Source organism: Mesorhizobium loti (assembly GCA_014189435.1).
Lineage (GTDB): Bacteria > Pseudomonadota > Alphaproteobacteria > Rhizobiales > Rhizobiaceae > Mesorhizobium > Mesorhizobium loti_G.
The window spans coordinates 5,001-22,023 of the sequence record CP050293.1 but is presented as its reverse complement, the minus strand read 5'-3'; the positions used below and the strand labels follow the sequence as shown (position 1 = coordinate 22,023).

General features: G+C 62.2%; 15 protein-coding genes, 1 tRNA gene and 2 rRNA genes (1 of these 18 running past the window's edge). 14 read left to right on the top strand and 4 right to left on the bottom strand.

Annotation, left to right across the window (positions count from 1 at the left end; translation table 11 throughout):
* Window positions 1-57 precede the first annotated feature (57 nt).
* From HB777_00115 to HB777_00085, 7 genes are all read left to right on the top strand, one after another.
* Window positions 58-1,029: a thiamine pyrophosphate-dependent dehydrogenase E1 component subunit alpha gene (locus HB777_00115; protein ID QND62460.1), complete on the top strand. Its 972-nt coding sequence runs from the start codon at window positions 58-60 to the stop codon at window positions 1,027-1,029.
* A gap of 1 nt (window position 1,030) precedes the next feature.
* Window positions 1,031-2,005 (top strand): alpha-ketoacid dehydrogenase subunit beta, encoded by a 975-nt coding sequence (locus HB777_00110; protein QND62459.1) that lies wholly within the window; start codon window positions 1,031-1,033, stop codon window positions 2,003-2,005.
* Between the two features lie 14 nt (window positions 2,006-2,019).
* Window positions 2,020-3,336, top strand: coding sequence for an acetoin dehydrogenase dihydrolipoyllysine-residue acetyltransferase subunit (locus HB777_00105; protein QND62458.1), 1,317 nt, complete (start codon window positions 2,020-2,022; stop codon window positions 3,334-3,336).
* Between the two features lie 65 nt (window positions 3,337-3,401).
* Entirely contained in the window at window positions 3,402-3,725 is a 324-nt protein-coding gene (locus HB777_00100; GenBank protein ID QND62457.1) for an NIPSNAP family protein, read from the top strand.
* 1 nt (window position 3,726) lies between these two features.
* Window positions 3,727-4,596 carry a hypothetical protein gene (locus HB777_00095; GenBank protein QND62456.1) on the top strand — a complete coding sequence of 290 codons (870 nt, stop codon included), beginning with the start codon at window positions 3,727-3,729 and terminating at the stop codon, window positions 4,594-4,596.
* The gene (locus HB777_00090) at window positions 4,596-5,519 is read left to right on the top strand and encodes a 3-hydroxyacyl-CoA dehydrogenase (protein QND62455.1); all 924 of its coding nucleotides are present in this window, start codon (window positions 4,596-4,598) and stop codon (window positions 5,517-5,519) included. Before HB777_00095 ends, HB777_00090 begins: the two co-directional genes overlap by 1 nt.
* Before the next feature lie 87 nt (window positions 5,520-5,606).
* Window positions 5,607-6,356, top strand: a complete 750-nt coding sequence (locus tag HB777_00085; GenBank protein ID QND62454.1) for an SDR family oxidoreductase — start codon at window positions 5,607-5,609, stop codon at window positions 6,354-6,356.
* 19 nt (window positions 6,357-6,375) lie between these two features.
* Here HB777_00085 and HB777_00080 read toward each other — a convergent pair whose 3' ends face one another.
* On the bottom strand, window positions 6,376-7,128 hold the full coding sequence (locus tag HB777_00080; protein QND62453.1) for an NAD(P)-binding domain-containing protein: 753 nt from the start codon (window positions 7,126-7,128) through the stop codon (window positions 6,376-6,378).
* A 110-nt stretch (window positions 7,129-7,238) separates the two neighbouring features.
* Between HB777_00080 and HB777_00075 the strand changes: the two genes are divergently transcribed.
* The 7 genes from HB777_00075 to HB777_00045 all read left to right on the top strand — a co-directional run bounded on the left by HB777_00075 (window position 7,239) and on the right by HB777_00045 (window position 14,113).
* On the top strand, window positions 7,239-8,012 hold the full coding sequence (locus tag HB777_00075) for a GntR family transcriptional regulator (GenBank protein QND62452.1): 774 nt from the start codon (window positions 7,239-7,241) through the stop codon (window positions 8,010-8,012).
* A 140-nt stretch (window positions 8,013-8,152) separates the two neighbouring features.
* A complete protein-coding gene (locus HB777_00070) occupies window positions 8,153-9,265 on the top strand; it encodes a branched-chain amino acid ABC transporter substrate-binding protein (protein QND62451.1) in 1,113 nt (370 codons plus the stop codon).
* Between the two features lie 123 nt (window positions 9,266-9,388).
* Window positions 9,389-10,336 (top strand): branched-chain amino acid ABC transporter permease, encoded by a 948-nt coding sequence (locus HB777_00065; GenBank protein ID QND68595.1) that lies wholly within the window; start codon window positions 9,389-9,391, stop codon window positions 10,334-10,336.
* On the top strand, window positions 10,336-11,331 hold the full coding sequence (locus HB777_00060) for a branched-chain amino acid ABC transporter permease (protein ID QND62450.1): 996 nt from the start codon (window positions 10,336-10,338) through the stop codon (window positions 11,329-11,331). Before HB777_00065 ends, HB777_00060 begins: the two co-directional genes overlap by 1 nt.
* A complete protein-coding gene (locus HB777_00055; GenBank protein ID QND62449.1) occupies window positions 11,328-12,158 on the top strand; it encodes an ABC transporter ATP-binding protein in 831 nt (276 codons plus the stop codon). Before HB777_00060 ends, HB777_00055 begins: the two co-directional genes overlap by 4 nt.
* Window positions 12,082-12,831 carry an ABC transporter ATP-binding protein gene (locus tag HB777_00050; protein QND62448.1) on the top strand — a complete coding sequence of 250 codons (750 nt, stop codon included), beginning with the start codon at window positions 12,082-12,084 and terminating at the stop codon, window positions 12,829-12,831. The genes HB777_00055 and HB777_00050 overlap by 77 nt, the downstream gene beginning before the upstream one ends.
* Window positions 12,824-14,113: an FAD-binding oxidoreductase gene (locus HB777_00045; protein ID QND62447.1), complete on the top strand. Its 1,290-nt coding sequence runs from the start codon at window positions 12,824-12,826 to the stop codon at window positions 14,111-14,113. Before HB777_00050 ends, HB777_00045 begins: the two co-directional genes overlap by 8 nt.
* A 99-nt stretch (window positions 14,114-14,212) precedes the next feature.
* Here HB777_00045 and HB777_00040 read toward each other — a convergent pair.
* The 3 genes from HB777_00040 to HB777_00030 all read right to left on the bottom strand — a co-directional run.
* A tRNA-Met gene (locus tag HB777_00040) sits at window positions 14,213-14,289 on the bottom strand.
* A 197-nt stretch (window positions 14,290-14,486) separates the two neighbouring features.
* A 5S ribosomal RNA gene (gene rrf / locus HB777_00035) occupies window positions 14,487-14,601 on the bottom strand.
* 268 nt (window positions 14,602-14,869) lie between these two features.
* Window positions 14,870-17,023: ribosomal RNA gene (locus HB777_00030) — 23S ribosomal RNA — on the bottom strand; it runs 674 nt beyond the window's last position.

Below are 17,023 nucleotides of genomic sequence, written 5' to 3'. Positions count from 1 at the left end.
CGCTTGCAAAGTGTCGACACTTTTGTATTTAATTTCGGCACGAACTCGGGGATATCAGTGAAAAACACTCCTTCCGTCGAACAACATCTGGAAATCTATCGCCGGATGCTGCTGGTGCGGCATCTCGAAGAGGGCCTTGGGGCGCTTCACAAGGAAGGACGCACGCGCGGTCCGATCCATCGCTGCGACGGCCAGGAAGCCGTCGGTGTCGCCGCGACCGCCGTGCTGGAGGTCGGCGACAAGGTCGCCACCACCCATCGTGGCCACGCGGTCTATATCGGCAAGGGCATGGCCGTGCACCCGGTTGTGGCCGAGATCTTCGGGCGGGCCACCGGTGCCTGCGGCGGGCGCGCCGGCCACATGCTGGTGGCCGATGCCGAAAAGGGCGTGATCGGCGGCAACGCCATTGTCGGCGCAGGCATTCCAGCCGCCACCGGCATGGCGCTGTCGATGCAGATCCTCGGCACCGGCAATGTCGCCATGTGCGTCTTTGGCGACGGCGCCGCGCAAACCGGCATCTGTCACGAAGCCATGAACATGGCGGGGCTCTGGAAACTGCCGGTCGTCTTCGTGCTCGAACACAACCAGTTCGGCCTGACCGTTCCCTCCGAAGTCCAGTCGCCGGTCGAGGACCTGTCGATCCGTGCCGCCGGCTATGCGATGCCGGCCGAGATCGTCGACGGCAATGACGCGGTGGCCGTCTATCGCGCCGTGTCGGCCATGGTCGAGCGTGCCCGGCGCGGCGAAGGCCCCGGCATGGTCGAATGCAAGACCTACCGTATCGAGGGTTTTTCAACCTCCGACATGGGCGGCTACCAGAAGCCGGAGGATATTGCGGCCTGGAAAGAACGTGACCCCCTGCTGGTCTCGCGCAAGGCGCTTTTGGGCGACGTCGGCGAGGCGAAACTCGCGGCAGTCGAGGCGGCGGCCAAGGCTGAGGTGGGCGAGGCATTCGCTGCCGCCCTCTCCGACCCGATGCCAGAATTCTCGCTCGACGAAGCCTGCAACCCCTACAGCGAGGCACACTGACATGGCCATGATGCGGTATGCCGAAGCGCTCAATGCGGCACTGCGCGAAGAGATGCAGGCCGACCCTTCCGTCTTCGTCTTCGGCGAGGACATCGGCCGCTATGGCGGCGTCTTCAAGGTGACGAAAGGGCTGATGGAGGAATTCGGCGAAACGCGGGTGCGCGACACGCCGATCTCCGAACAGGCGCTGACCGCCATGGCGGTGACCGCCGCCATGACCGGCACACGGCCGGTGCTGGAAATCATGTATGCGGATTTCGTGCCGCTGACGCTCGATGCGCTGGTCAACCAGGCCTCGATCTACAACTACATCTGGAACGGCCAGGTGAAGATGCCGTTCGTCTTGCGCACACAGGGCGGCGGCGGCGCCGGTGCCGGCGCGCAGCACTCCAAGTCGCTCGATTCCATGCTTGCCCACATACCCGGCATCAAGGTCGTTGCCCCTTCGACGCCCGCCGACGCCAAGGGCATGCTGAAGGCCGCGATCCGCGACGACCAGCCGGTCGTCTTCCTCGAGCACAAGCTGCTCTACAACACTCGCGGCGAGGTTCCGGAAGGCGATGTGACCGTGCCGCTCGGCAAGGCGGCAACCCTGCGCGAGGGCAGCGATATCTCGATATTCGCCACCTCCAAGATGGTGGTCGAGGCGTTGAAGGCCGCGGAGCTTCTCGCGGCCGACGGCGTTTCGGCCGAGATTGTCGATCTCCGGTCGCTGCGCCCGCTCGACGTCAATGCCATCGTTGCCTCGATCGCCAAAACGCACCATGCCGTGGTGGTCAACGAGGGCTGGCGCTTCTGCGGTTATGCCGCCGAGCTTTCGGCAACGATCATGGACCACGCCTTCGACGAACTGGACGCGCCGGTCGCGCGCGTCACGCTGCCGGATATGCCGATCCCTTATTCCGAACCGCTGGAAACGGCGATGCTGCCAAGTGCCGAGAAGATCCGCACCGCCGCGCTGAAGACGCTGAAGTGACGGGGGCGGCGGCGATGGCGACCCACCCGATCAGCATCGACAGCGCCGGCGGCGAATATATGGAAACCGTGCTGGTGATCGCCTGGGCGGTGAAATCCGGCGATCCGGTCAAGGCCGGCGACCTTCTCGTCACCGTCGAGACTGCCAAGGCGGCGACCGAAATCGAAGCCGACCGTGACGGCTGGCTGGCGGAAATTTTCTTCGCCGAGGGACAGGAAGCGCCAGTGGGCGCCGTGCTCGGCACGATCTCCGATAAGAAACCGATAGTTGGCGAGAAGCCGATCGCTGGCCAATCCGCTTCGATCACGCCGGCCACTGCGACGGCTGCGGAACTCAATCCGAGCGAGCCTATGGCCAGCGACGCGCCTTCCTCCATCCGGTCGCCCGGCAGCCGTGCAATCGCAAGCCCGCTGGCCCGGCGGCTTGCCGCCGCGGCTGGGCTCGACCTTGCCGCCATTTCGGGAAGCGGTCCGCACGGGCGCATCAAGAAGCGCGACATCGATGCCACCCTGGCCGCCCGCGCGAACGAACAGGACGGTACAGGCCAGCGGGCGCCAGCTGCAGTCCAGGCATCGCCTGTCGCCGCGCCGGCGCTGGCCCGGCAGACGGTGCCGGTGGTCCTCATCCACGGCTTCGGGGCGGATCGCTCCGTGTGGCGGCAGGTTGTCCCGTTGCTCGGGCCGGGGATCGAGACGATCAGCCTCGACTTGCCCGGCCATGGTACGGAAGCGGCAAGACCTGCAAGCGTCATCGAGGAGATCGCCTTCCTCCTCTCCGACCGGCTGGAGGGGATGGGCGTCGGCAATGCCCATCTCGTCGGCCATTCCCTGGGCGGCGCGGCGGCTCTGGCGCTCGCCCGGCTGGGCCGTTTTACCGTACGCTCCGTGACGCTCCTTGCCCCAGGCGGGCTTGGCCCCGAGATCAATGCGGGCTTCATCGCCGGCCTTGCCCGTGCGACTACGGCGCGGGCCCTCGAACGGTGGCTGACGGTGATGGTCGGCGACCCCTCGGCCTTGCCGGCCGGCTATGCGCAGGCTGCGCTCAGGCAGATGGAAAAGGCCGGCAATCGTGACGCGCTTGCCGCGATGGCCGAAAGCCTGTTCCCGGACGGCACCCAAGCTTTCGATCTCGCGGGCGCGCTTGGCGAGCTTGCCGTGCCGACGCGGCTCATCTGGGGCAGGCTCGACCGCGTCATCCCGGCCGCTCATGCAGCCCGCGCGCCGGGCTTCACTGCTGTTCATCTTCTCGATGGCGTCGGCCATGTACCGCAGATTGAAGCGCCGGCGCTCACCGCCCGGCTGATCACCGAGACGGTGCGAAGCGCCGGCTGAGCCGACAAGACCATCACGCCGGCGCCGAAGGCACCGGATACAGAACGCCAGAAGGAGTGCTCGATATGATTTTCGACCATCGCACCTATACCGCCCGTCCGAATAAGCTGTCGCATTTCCTGAAACTCTACGAGGACGTCGGCCTGCCGATGCAGCAGCATTATCTGGGCGAGCCCTTCGGCTTCTTCCAGACGCATATCGGCGACCTCTCGCGCACCGTGCATCTGTGGAAATATGAAAGCCTTGCCGACCGGGAGGAGCGGCGCGACCGCATGGAGGCCGATCCCGAATGGCAGGCTTATCGGCGTAAGGTGATCGAGACCGACTATCTTCTCGACATGCGCAACCAGATCCTCAAACCCGTCTCGTTCTTCAATCCCGGAAAGTAAGATGGACCTGATTTTCTCGGCCGAGGGGCGCAGCTGGCCGCTGCGCCTGACCGGCGATGCCGAGCGCACGCGCCGTGCGCTGCTTTCGGCCCTGCCGATGCGCTTGCAGCTCCATACGCCCAAGATCGCCGGCAGCCACATCTATTGGCATGCCCCCTTCGTCGAGGATATCGAAGGTGCAACGCATGTGCTTTCCGCATCCGCCGGTGCCTTCATCTACTGGCCGGTGCGCCAATTCCTCGAAATCACCTTCGCGCCGCTTCAGGCGGAAAATGCCGAGATCACCGTTCTCGGCCATCTCGACGCCCCGGTGGAAGGCATTGCCGAGCTTGCCGCGACACTGAAGCGGGACCAGGGCCGCCGTATTCTGGAAGGCACGCTTGTCCGGTCGGATGGCGGCGTGTCCGAGCCTTCGCCGCCATCGTCGCTGCCGCAGGATATCATTGCCGCGCGCAAGGCGCTGTGGGCGACCTGTCCCGCCGACATCAGCCGGGTCACCGCGTCACGCGCCATCATGCACCCGGCAGGGCCTGTCTTCACCGCGGAATCGGAAGCGCGGGTGCTGCACGAATTCCTCTGGTGGGTCCGCGCTGGGCGCGGCAGGAAGGACGAATTGGTGCTGCGCCAGGCGGCGGCAATCGCGCTCGACAAGACAGCGACCCGCCTGCGCGACTTCTGCCACATGGAGGAAACGCCGGCCCTGCTTTTCCGGCTCAACGCGGCGATGGAAGAGGGCTATCCGTTCGATGCCCTGATCGACGAAGCGATCCTGATTGCAGGGCGGGTCGGCGCCTGGATCGATCTTCTCATCCCATGGAACGACCTCAACGAGGCCTTCCGCGCAGCGCTTGACGGCAGGAGGGCCGGGTGATGGAAAAACTGACCATCGGCATTGTCGGCTTCGGCGTCATCGGGCAGCGCTGGACGGCTTGCTTTGCCCATGCCGGCCACGCGGTGCGCGTGTTCGACCCGACGGAGCGGCGCGAAGCGGCTTTCAATGAGGTGCTGCCTGCACTCATGGCCGACCTCGATGCGTTGAAAGGATCCTCGGCCGCGCCCGGTGCGATCCGTCTTTTCCCGACGCTTGCCGAGACGCTCGAAGGCGTCGATTTCGTGCAGGAAAACGGTCCGGAAGACCTGGCCCTCAAGCGCCGGCTGCTCGCCGAGATCGAAGACCATGTCGGTGATGAGGTCGTCATTGCTTCGTCCTCCTCGGCCCTGCTGGTGTCCGACATGCAGGGCGAGTGCCGCCTGCCCGGCCGCGTCGTGCTCGGTCATCCCTTCAACCCGGCGCATCTGATGCCGCTGGTCGAGATCGTCGGCGGCAAGGCATCCGATCCACAAGCGATCGCCCGGGCACACGCCATCTATGAGGCCATCGGCAAGAAACCGGTGACGCTCAACCGGGAAGTGACCGGCCATATCGCCTTGCGCCTGATGGGCGCCATGTGGCGCGAAGCGATCGCGCTGGTGCGCGACGGCGTCGCCTCGGTCGAGGACGTGGATCGTGCCTTCATGTACGGACCGGGGGCGAAATGGACCCTGCAAGGTTCGTTCATTTCCAACAGCCTCAACGCCGATGGCATCGAGGACTTCCTGCACAAATATGGCCCGACCTATCAGGCGATCTGGGACACGCTGCTCGACGCAAGGCTCGACAGCGAGACCATCCGCGCGATCACGGCTTCGACAAATGCGGCGGTGGGCGGGCGCAGCCACGGGGACCTGAAGGCCGCACGCGAAGCTGGCCTGGTCGGCATTTTGAAAACAGTGGCCGAACGCGGCGCGCTCTAACTTTTTGTTTTGACGCAATTCCGGACGGAAAACCGGTTCACACTTTTCCTGGAATTGCTCTGATCGTCACGGTTCAGGAGAACGGCAATGGACTACCGCACTGCCCTCGTCACCGGCGCCTCGAAAGGCATCGGCGCAGCGATCGTCGAGAGCCTGGTCGCGGAAGGATTGACCGTCCATGCGCTGGCGCGCAACCATGGCGCGCTGCAGGTCCTGCAGGAGAGGCTCGGGCCGCGCGTAAAACCGCTTGTCGCCGATGTGCGCGACACCGAAGCGATCGCGTCCGCGCTCGGTGCGGCGGAAATCGATGTGCTGATCAACAATGCCGGCGGTCTGGCGACAGTGCGCCCTCTGCATGAGCAGAGCGCGGAGGAAACAGCCGAGGTGGTAGCGCTGAACCTCACCGCACCCTTGCAGCTCATCCGCATGTTGCTGCCGGGCATGATCGCCCGCAAGCGTGGCCATATCTTCAACCTGACCAGCACGGCGGCCAGTGGCGTCTTTCCCGGCACGGCGACCTATGGTGCGGCAAAGGCCGGCCTTTCCCAGGCCGGCCGCATCCTGCGCTATGATCTCGCGGGCACCGGCGTGCGGCTGACCGAGATCGCTCCCGGCCGCGTGGAAACGGATTTCTACCTGAAGGCCTTCGACGGCGACCGCGAGGGCTTGCGCAAGCGCATGTACTCGCAACAGCGGCCGCTCGGCCCGGCCGATATTGCCGCCGTGCTTGTTGCCGCGTTGCGGATGCCGGACCATGTCGACATCGCCGAATTGATCGTTGCACCAAGTGAACAGGCACCCGGCGGCCATACCTATCCGCCCGCGCCGCAACGGTGAGCGCGTGTGGCGCTGCGCCTCAGCAAGGGCTCGTCAGTTTGTCGAGCACGGCCGAGCAAGCCTCCTCCCAGGCGGCTGGCACACCGCGCGCCGAAAGCACCCGCAGGCCCCGCTCGGTGATGCCGCCCGGTGTCACCAGCTCCTCGAGCATCTGATCCATCGGCTGGTCCTTCTCCTCAATCAGCCGCCCGGCGGCCACGAACGTCATCGCCGTCAGCCGGCGGCCAATTGCCGGATCGAGACCTTGCGTGCTCGACCATTCAGTCGTTCTGCGGATCAGATCCTGCACCCAGCCATAGATGGCGGCATTGACCGTGGCCACTTCGAAGTCCGTTTCACTGGCCAGAGCGATTGAGGGGCCGAGCCGGTCGAGAACCGCCCGCGCTTTCTCGAGGTCGGGGAAATAGATTGTCGGACTGGCACAGATTTCGGAAGCGGTGAACGGCATGGCGCGCACCGCGCGCGCAGGCGCGACAGCGAACCGCGACAGCGCTACGCCGGCGCAAACCGAAACCACTATTTGATCCGTGCGCCATGGCAGGCCGGCGACCGCGTCCGGCGCATGCGCCGGACGCACGGCGACAATGACGACATCGGATCGTTCGACGAGATCGCGATTGTCGGTTGCCAATCGAAAACCGTGCCGGGCGGAAAGCGCAGCCGCCTTGCCACGCGGTGACAGCACGATCGCCGCGGGATCGAGCCCGGAACGCAGGAAACCAGCCAGCATGGACGCCGCCAGATGCCCGACGCCAAGAATGCCTACAATCATTGTTGTCCCCCGGATTTGAACCTGCTGCTTGCCATTCACGCGAAGTTGGGAAAGAAAGGCGCTCTACGAAGTGTAGACACAGCCTGCATACAAATCAGATGAGAATCGTCGTGACCGAACGAGCCGAGACCAGCGCCGATAGCGACCCGTCCCTTGCCAACGAGGCCGAAACGCGCCGCGCTGCCGATAGCAGCGAACGCGCCTACAACACCATCCGCAAGCTTCTCGTCGAGTTCAAGCTGAAGCCCGGCGAACGCATCAACGAAGTCCAGCTTTCGCGCAGCCTCGGCGTGTCGCGCACACCGATCCGCGAGGCGCTGAACCGGCTCGCCTCCGAGGGTTTCGTTTCGCTCACGCCCAATCGCGGCTTTTTCGTCAGGAGCCTCAGCACCGAGGGCCTGCTCGACCTCTACGAGTTCCGCTCGATCATCGAATGCGCCGCTTTCAAGCTGATGTGCGAACGCGCCGACGACGGCGAAATCGACCGGCTGCGGAGCTACTGGGAAGCGATCGTCGACGCCTACCAAAACCAGCCGCCGGACATCATCCTGGCCGAGGACGAAGGCTTCCATCTGCTTATCGCCGAACTGTCGGGAAATCCGGAACTCGTCGGCCAGCTCACCTCCATCAATGCGCGTATCCGCTTCATCCGCCGCATCCAGATCGAACATCCCTCGCATGACAGGACGCAGATCACCTCTCACTCGGCAATCGTCGATGCCGCCGTCAGGCGGGATGTCGAAAACGGCATGAAACTGTTGCGCGAACATATCGAGATGACCGTCTCCGCCACGCAGCAGGCGCTCAAGGATGCCCTGCTCAAGGTTTTCGCGCCCGACAATGGCGCCGATCTGAAGCGCCGGCGAAGGACCCGCGACGCATAATCGATATCTGAGCACAAAATTGAACGCAATAGTGTCGACACTTTCTTGACGGCAGTCTCTTTGTCTGCTTCGATGGCTTCCACGGGAGAAAAGACCGGAACGGCCGCTCCTGCTGTGACCAGTAGCCAAGGGGAACCATCATGAGAAAATTTATCGCCACGCTCCTTCTCGGAGCATCGCTGTTCGCGGGTCCGGCCATGGCCGAGCAGATCACGATTGGTCTATCCGCTCCACTTTCCGGCCCGCAGGCCTATTTCGGCACCACATGGCATAACGGCTTCAAGCTCTATGTCGACAAGTTGAACGCCGATGGTGGGGTCAATGGCGTGACCGTTGCCTATGACCAGCAAGACGACAAGGCGGATCCGCGCGAGGGAACGCTCGTGGCGCAAAAGTTCTGCGACAATGACAAGGTGGTTCTGGGCCTCGTCAACTTCAATTCCGGTGTCGCCCAGTCCACTCTGCCGATCTACGAGGATTGCTCGCTGCCGACAATGACCTTCGGCTCCAACCCTTCGCTCACCAAGCAGGGCTACAAGCTCATGGTGCGTCCGGTCGCGAACGATCTGGCGGGCGCGCTGCTGCCGGCTGAATACGCGCTCGGCAAGCTGAGCGCCAAGACGGCCCTGGTCGTCAACGACAAGCAGGTTTTCGGACAGGGAATCTCCGAAATCTTCGCCAAGAACTTCCAGGATGGCGGCGGCAAGGTCATCGACACGATTTCGGTCGCGCCAAGCGATGTGGACTTCGCCGCCGTGCTGGCGCAGATCAAGCCGAAGAAGCCCGACGTCATCTATCTCGGTGCCGTCATGCCGCAGCTGGCGCTCTTTGCAAAGCAGATGCATGAGCAAGGCATCACCGCCACGCTGATCGTGCCCGACGGCGGCTATACGCCGGACCTGATCAAGCAGGCCGGCGAGCCCAACGTCCAGGGCACGCTCGTCGCCATCCAGGTGCCGCCGATGGATGCCTCGCCGGAGATCGCCGAGTTCGCCAAACTCTACAAGGCCAAGTATGGCGAAGAAGCCGGCCCTTACTCGATCTATGGCTATGTTCAGGGCCAGATCCTCGAACAGGTGCTGAAGACGACCAAGGGCCTGACGCGCGAGGACATCAACACGGCGCTGCACGCGGTCAAGGTCAAGACCGCCGTGGGTGAACTGGAATTCGACGAAACGGGCGAACTTAAAGTTGCCCCATCGTACCTCTACAAGGTCGAGGGATCGAAGTTCCAGCTTGTCGGCTCGAAATAGCAGCCGGGCGCCGGAGCCGCCTGCCTTTTTAAAGGCGGCTCCCCTTGCCTGTCGACGGCCGCGCCCGACAAGAGTGCGACGGACCGTCGATCGGGAACCCATTGCACAGGACACCGGCCCATGCTGGGAAACCTCATTCAACAGACGGTCAACGCGTTGACCATCGGCTCGATTTACGCGCTGATCGCGCTCGGCTACACGATGGTCTACGGCGTGCTGCGCATGATCAATTTCGCCCATGGCGAGATGTTCATGCTCGGCGCCTATGTCGCCTTTCTGATCCTCTCCATGCTGGTCGGCGATGTCGGCATGGCGGGCGCGATCGCGCTTACCGTGGCCTTTGTCGTCGCTGTCTTCCTGGTCGGCTTCATCGGCGTCGGCATTGAACGCGTCGCCTACAAACCGTTGCGAAATTCCACCCGGCTTGCGCCGATGCTGTCCTCACTTGGCGTTTCGCTCTCACTGGTCACCGGCATGCAGATTCTTGCCGGCCCGCAGCCTGTCGCCTTTCCGAGCTTCTTCCCTGTCGTCCGCTATGAGGTGCTGGGTGGCACCATCACCTCGATGCAGATCGGCATCCTCGTCGCCGCCTTCGTGTTGATGTTCGGTCTGCATTTCCTCGTCAACCGCAGCCGCATCGGCATCATCGTGCGTGCAGTTTCGGAAAGCCGCCCCACCGCACAGCTTCTGGGCATCAACGTCAACGGCGCGATCTCGATGGTGTTCTTCGTCGGCCCGCTGCTCGGCGCGGCCGGTGGCATCCTCTATGCCAGCTATTACGGCATCATGTCGCCGACGATGGGCGCCGTCATTGGCCTGAAGGCCTTCACCGCGGCGATCCTCGGCGGCATCGGTTCCATTCCCGGCGCCATGCTTGGCGCCTTCATCCTGGCCTTCGTCGAAGTGGGCGGAACCGCGCTGCTGCCCGTCATCACCCATGGCGTGCTGGGCACCGAATATCGCGATGTGCTCACCTTCGCGATCCTCATACTCGTGCTTCTCGTTCGCCCCGCCGGCATATTGGGCGAGGCCGTGTCCGAGGAGAGCATCGTGTACAAGAGGGAGTTCTGATGTCGGTCGCCGAGAGCCTTACGGCTGCCAGGCCGCGCTCGAGCCGGGCCGTCGCGTTCCTTGTCTTCGCCATCGCGATCGCGCTGATCGCGGCGACGCCCTTCCTGCCCAACTACTACATCCGCGTCATCGACAGCCTGCTGATCTACATCCTGCTCGGCATCGGCCTGAACATCGTGATCGGCTATACCGGCCTGCTCGATCTCGGCTTCGTCGCCTTCTATGCAGTGGGCGCCTACAGCTATGCGCTGCTCGCCAGCCCCCAACTCGACCTGCATCTGCCCTTCCTGCTCATTCTGGTCGTAGCCGCCTGCCTCGGTGCGATCACCGGCATATTGCTCGGCATCCCGGTGTTGAGACTGCGCGGCGACTATCTTGCCATCGTTACACTGGGCTTCGGCGAGATCGTGCGCATCATCATCAACAATGTCGACTGGCTTACCGGTGGGCCGAAAGGCATCGCTCGCCTCGACAAGGCTTCGATCCTCGGCATCCAGATCGCCCGGCCCGTCGATTTCTTCTGGCTCCTGCTTGTCGTCGTGCTCCTGGCCGGGCTTCTGGCCCGGCGGCTGGAGCGGTCCATCCTTGGCAAGGCCTGGGCAGCGATCCGCGAAGACCAGGACGCCGCGCGCGGCATCGGCATCAACACGACCAACGCCAAACTTGCCGCCTTTGCGACCTCCGCGACGATCGGCTCGATCGCGGGAGCGATCTTCGGCGCCTCTCAGCGTTTCGTCAGCCCGGAGAGTTTCACGCTACAGGAATCCGTGCTGATCGTGCTGATGATCGTGGTCGGCGGCATCGGCAACATTCTCGGCATCGTCGCCGGTGCGGCAATCCTGATCCTGCTGCCGGAAGTGCTGCGCGAATTCGCCGAATGGCGCATTCTTTTCCTCGGGCTGTTGATGATCTTCCTGATCATTGTACGCCCGGCCGGCATCGTTCCGCGCAGCTTCGGACCAGACAAGCTTATCCGGAGACTGTTCGGCAAATGACCCTGGCCTTCGACAAATTGCGAAAGGAATATGGCCAGGTCGTCGCCATCGATGACGTGACCGCCTCCTTCGCCCCCGGGCTGATCCACGGCGTGATCGGCCCCAACGGCGCCGGCAAATCGACGCTCATCAACATGACCGCCGGCTCCTACACCGTCTCCTCCGGATCGATAGCGCTTGACGGCAAACGCCTCGACCGGCTGAAGAAATATCAGATCGCCAATTCAGGAGTCGCCCGCACCTACCAGAACATCCGTCTCTTCGATCAGATGACGGCGCTCGAAAACCTCGAGGTCTGCTTCTATCCGAGCGATGTCGGCGGCATCTGGAAAGAAGTGCTGTGGCCGCCCTATGCCTCGGCCCGGCGCGACCACCGGCGTGAAAAATGCATGGAGATCTTGCGGTTTTTCGATCTGCAAGGCCATGCCGACGCGGAAGCCGGCAGCCTGCCCTATGGCCGGCAACGCATGCTGGAAATCGCCCGCGCGCTGGTCTGCAATCCGCGCCTGCTGCTGCTTGACGAGCCCGCCGCCGGGCTGAACCATCACGAAACGGCGGAGTTGACCGCCAGGCTTGCCGCCCAGCGCGCGCCCGACCGGATCACGATCATCGTCGAGCACGACATGGATCTGGTGATGGCGCTTTGCGACAACATCATCGTCATGCATCACGGAAAGCTGCTTTTTCAGGGAACACCCGCCGAGGTGCAGGCCAGCACCGACGTCCAACTCGCCTATCTGGGAACCGCCAATGACATCGACGACATCCGAGCCGCTGCTCAGGATCGCCGGGCTCAGCTCGGGATACGGACGCGTCGGCGTTCTTGAAGACATATACGTCGACGTCGATCCGCACGAGATCGTCGTCGTTCTCGGCCCGAACGGTGCCGGCAAGACGACACTGCTCAACTCCATCTCCGGCGTTGCGCGTGCGACCGCCGGCAGCATCACCTTCGAAGGGCGCGACATTACCGGCCTGCGGCCGGAGCAGGTCGTGCGCCTGGGCATCACCCATTGCCCGGAAGGCCGCCAGATCTTCCAACGGCTGACCGTGGAAGAAAACCTGGTCGCCGCCCATGTCGGGCGCGGCGGCAAGAGTTTTGAGGCGCTGCGCGCCGAGGCCTTCGATCTCTTTCCGGTGCTGAAGGAGCGGCGCAACGGCATGGCGAGCCGCATGTCCGGCGGCCAGCAACAGATGCTTGCGATCGGTCGGGCGCTGATGGCCGAGCCGAAACTCCTGATGCTCGATGAACCGTCTCTCGGCCTCGCCCCGAAGATTGTTCATCAGATCTTCCGCATCATCCTTGACCTGTCGCGCAACGGCATTTCCATCCTCCTTGTCGAGCAGAACGTTCAGCTCGCGCTCGAATGCGGCGACTACGCCTATCTGCTGAACACCGGCAAGGTGAAGCTTCACGCCCCCGCACAGGAAATGGCCGAGCATTCAGCTTTGAGCGAGCACTATCTCGGCGGCGCCACCGTGGAAGTGCTTCATGTTTGAAGTCGACTGGAAGACGCCGCATCTGTGGCGCAAGACCGCGGATCTGCGCCAGACGGCGCCGGCGCTCCAGGGCGATTTGAAGACCGATGTGCTGGTCGTCGGTGGCGGCTTCACCGGCATGGCCGCGGCACTCGGCGCGCGCGACAGCGGCGTCGACGTCATCATCCTCGAAGGCAACGAGGTCGGCTCGGCGGCTTCCGGCCGCAACAACGGTCTCGTCATCTCCCACCATTCCAAGGCATCGCCTTCGGAATTCGAAGTGGCATATGGAAAGACCGTCGGCACCCGCTACAACCGCATGGTCGCCGATGCGGCCGGTGTGGCCTTCGGCCTGATGCAGCGCTTCAACATCGATGCGCACCAGGTGCAGGAAGGCTGGATCCAGCCTGCACACACCGAGGCGACGCTTGCCCGCACCCGCCAGTTCTACGAGGAGTGGAAAGCCTTCGGCGCCAATGTCTCGAGCCTTGACCGCGACGAAGCCACCGCGCGCATCGGCAGTCCCTATCTCGGCGGCTGGATGGTGCACAATTCGGGCCATATCAACCCGTTTGCCATGACCATCGGCCTTGCGGCGGCGCTGGAGCGCGAAGGCGTGACCATCTGCGAGAACTCCCGGGCAACGCGCATCGAGAAGGTGGAAGGTGGGTGGCGCGTTTTCACCGCATCAGGAAGCGTCACCGCACCGGAGGTGGTGCTGGCGACCAATGCGTTGACCGGCGACATCTGGCCAGGGCTCAAGAAGACGCTGGTGCCGCTCAAGGTGTTCCAGGCTGCGACCAACCCCCTGCCGGAGGAGGTGCGCGCGAAAATCCTCGTCGGCAATCCGGCCGTATCCGACATGCGCAACGACATCCGTTATTTCCACTATGACCGGGACAACCGGCTGGTCAGCGGCGGCACGCATACATTCTGGTTCGGCGAGGCCGATCGCGGCCGCACCAAGGTCTCGCGCATGCTGGGCAAAGCCTTCCCGGCCTTTGGCGGCGAACCGGAGATGGTGGAATATTGGCACGGGACGTTCGCGGTGGTGCCCGACCGCAGGCCGCGCCTCTATCGTCTGGCACCCGGTCTTGTGTTTGGCGGAGTCTATTCGGGTCGTGGCGTGGCACTCTCGATGTCGCTCGGCCAGGAAATCGGCCGCTGGGCGGCAGGGCGGCGCACGGATGAGCAGATGTCGCTCCCGGTCACCAACATGAAGCCGGTTCCTTTCCATCCGATCGCGGTGCAGGTGGCCAACCGCATGCACGCCTGGAACCGCTTTCAGGACAAAGGCTCCTAAAGCCTCCGAGATTGATCAACAATGGCGCCCTGCGGGGTGTTCGGAGAAGCAGTCCCCCAAAAGCAAAACGGCCCGCGATTAGCGGGCCGTTTTGATATTTGGTTGCGGGGACAGGATTTGAACCTGTGACCTTCAGGTTATGAGCCTGACGAGCTACCGGGCTGCTCCACCCCGCGTCACCTCTAGGCAAGCGTTTGCTTGCGTTCCTAGGCAAGCACTTGCTTGCTTTATTGGACGTAAGCCGAGGCCTACGAATAGGATGGCTTACAAATAGGTAGATGGCTCACCAAATGAAAGGGCCGCTTTCGCGGCCCGAGGTTTCCCGATTGGCGGGCCTTTTCGTAGAGAGAAGATTTCAACGTGCGTTTAGCAGACCTGGCAGCGACCTACTCTCCCGCGTCTTGAGACGAAGTACCATCAGCGCTGGAGCGTTTCACGGCCGAGTTCGGAATGGGATCGGGTGCAGCCGCTCCGCCATAACCACCAGGTCGGCAAAACGCACGTTGTTCGAGAAGCTGGGTTAGGGATTAGGCAGTAGGGAATAGTGAGTAGGAGATACCTGCTCGCTATAAGCTTGTGCCATTTGCCCGTCTTTCCGTGCCAAGGCGACGTTATCTACAGGGCGCTTCGGGCATAAGCCCGCAAGCGCGACTGCGCGTCGCCGGTTTTCCGGCGCCCTCGCGGAGCATAGGCCCCAGAGGGGCCGCTCATGCGTGAGCGCTGGTAAGACCATCGTGTTTCACGATGAGCATAAGGAATGAGAACGATCAAGCCGATCGAACTATTAGTACCGGTAAGCTTCAAGCGTTGCCGCTCTTCCACACCCGGCCTATCAACGTGGTCGTCTTCCACGGTTCTCAGGGAATACTCGTTTTAAGGTGGGTTTCCCGCTTAGATGCCTTCAGCGGTTATCCCGTCCGGATATAGCTACCCTGCTATGCGGCTGGCGCCACAACAGGTCCACCAGAGATCCGTCCATCCCGGTCCTCTCGTACTAGGGACAGATCCTTTCAATATTCCTACACCCACGGCAGATAGGGACCGAACTGTCTCACGACGTTCTGAACCCAACTCACGTACCGCTTTAAATGGCGAACAGCCATACCCTTGGGACCTGCTCCAGCCCCAGGATGCGATGAGTCGACATCGAGGTGCCAAACAACCCCGTCGATATGGACTCTTGGGGGTCATCAGCCTGTTATCCCCGGCGTACCTTTTATCCGTTGAGCGATGGCCCTTCCACGCGGGACCACCGGATCACTATGACCGACTTTCGTCTCTGCTCGACTTGTCAGTCTCGCAGTCAGGCAGGCTTATGCCATTGCACTCAGCGAACGATTTCCGACCGTTCTGAGCCCACCATCGCGCGCCTCCGTTACTCTTTAGGAGGCGACCGCCCCAGTCAAACTACCCACCATACATTGTCCCGGACCCGGATAACGGGCCGCGGTTAGACATCCATAGTAATAAGGGTGGTATTTCAAGGGTGGCTCCACCTGAGCTGGCGCCCAGGTTTCAAAGCCTACCACCTATCCTACACATGCCACTACGAATGCCAATGTAAAGCTATAGTAAAGGTGCACGGGGTCTTTCCGTCTAACCGCAGGAACCCCGCATCTTCACGGGGAATTCAATTTCACTGAGTCTATGCTGGAGACAGCGGGGAAGTCGTTACGCCATTCGTGCAGGTCGGAACTTACCCGACAAGGAATTTCGCTACCTTAGGACCGTTATAGTTACGGCCGCCGTTTACTGGGGCTTCGATTCAGAGCTTGCACCCCTCCTCTTAACCTTCCAGCACCGGGCAGGCGTCAGACCCTATACGTCGTCTTGCGACTTCGCAGAGCCCTGTGTTTTTGATAAACAGTCGCTACCCCCTGGTCTGTGCCACCCTCCTCTACTTGCGTAGAAAAGGGTCACGCTTCTTCCGAAGTTACGCGTGCAATTTGCCGAGTTCCTTCAGCATAGTTCTCTCAAGCGCCTTGGTATACTCTACCAGACCACCAGTGTCGGTTTCGGGTACGGTTTATAAGGAGGAGCTATTTCCTGGAACCACGCAGCAGCCCGTTCAATCCGATAAGATTGGACTACCTCAATGATCCGTCACTACCTCCAAGCCCACGAATATTAACGTGGTTCCCATCGACTACGCGTTTCCGCCTCGTCTTAGGGGCCGGCTAACCCTGCTCAGATTAGCTTTAAGCAGGAACCCTTGGTCTTTCGGCGGGGGAGTCTCTCACTCCCCTTACGTTACTCATGTCAGCATTCGCACTTCTGATACCTCCACCACCCCTCACGGGTATGGCTTCATCAGCTTACAGAACGCTCCGCTACCGCTTGGCCCTTGCGGACCAAACCCTAAGCTTCGGTGTATGGCTTTAGCCCCGTTACATTTTCGGCGCAAAGACCCTTATTTAGACCAGTGAGCTGTTACGCTTTCTTTAAATGATGGCTGCTTCTAAGCCAACATCCTGGTTGTTTTGGGATCCTCACATCCTTTCCCACTTAGCCATAACTTGGGGACCTTAGCTGTAGGTCAGGGTTGTTTCCCTTTTCACGACGGACGTTAGCACCCGCCGTGTGTCTGCCGACTAGTACTCCCAGGTATTCGGAGTTTGGTTAGGTTTGGTAATCCGGTGAGGACCCCTAGCCCATCCAGTGCTCTACCCCCTGGGGTATTCGGTCGACGCTCTACCTAAATAGATTTCGCGGAGAACCAGCTATTTCCGAGTTTGATTGGCCTTTCACCCCTAGCCACAAGTCATCCCGAACTATTGCAACAGTTATGGGTTCGGTCCTCCAGTAAGTGTTACCTTACCTTCAACCTGCTCATGGCTAGATCACTCGGTTTCGGGTCTAATGCGACGAACTGAACGCCCTATTCAGACTCGCTTTCGCTGCGCCTACACC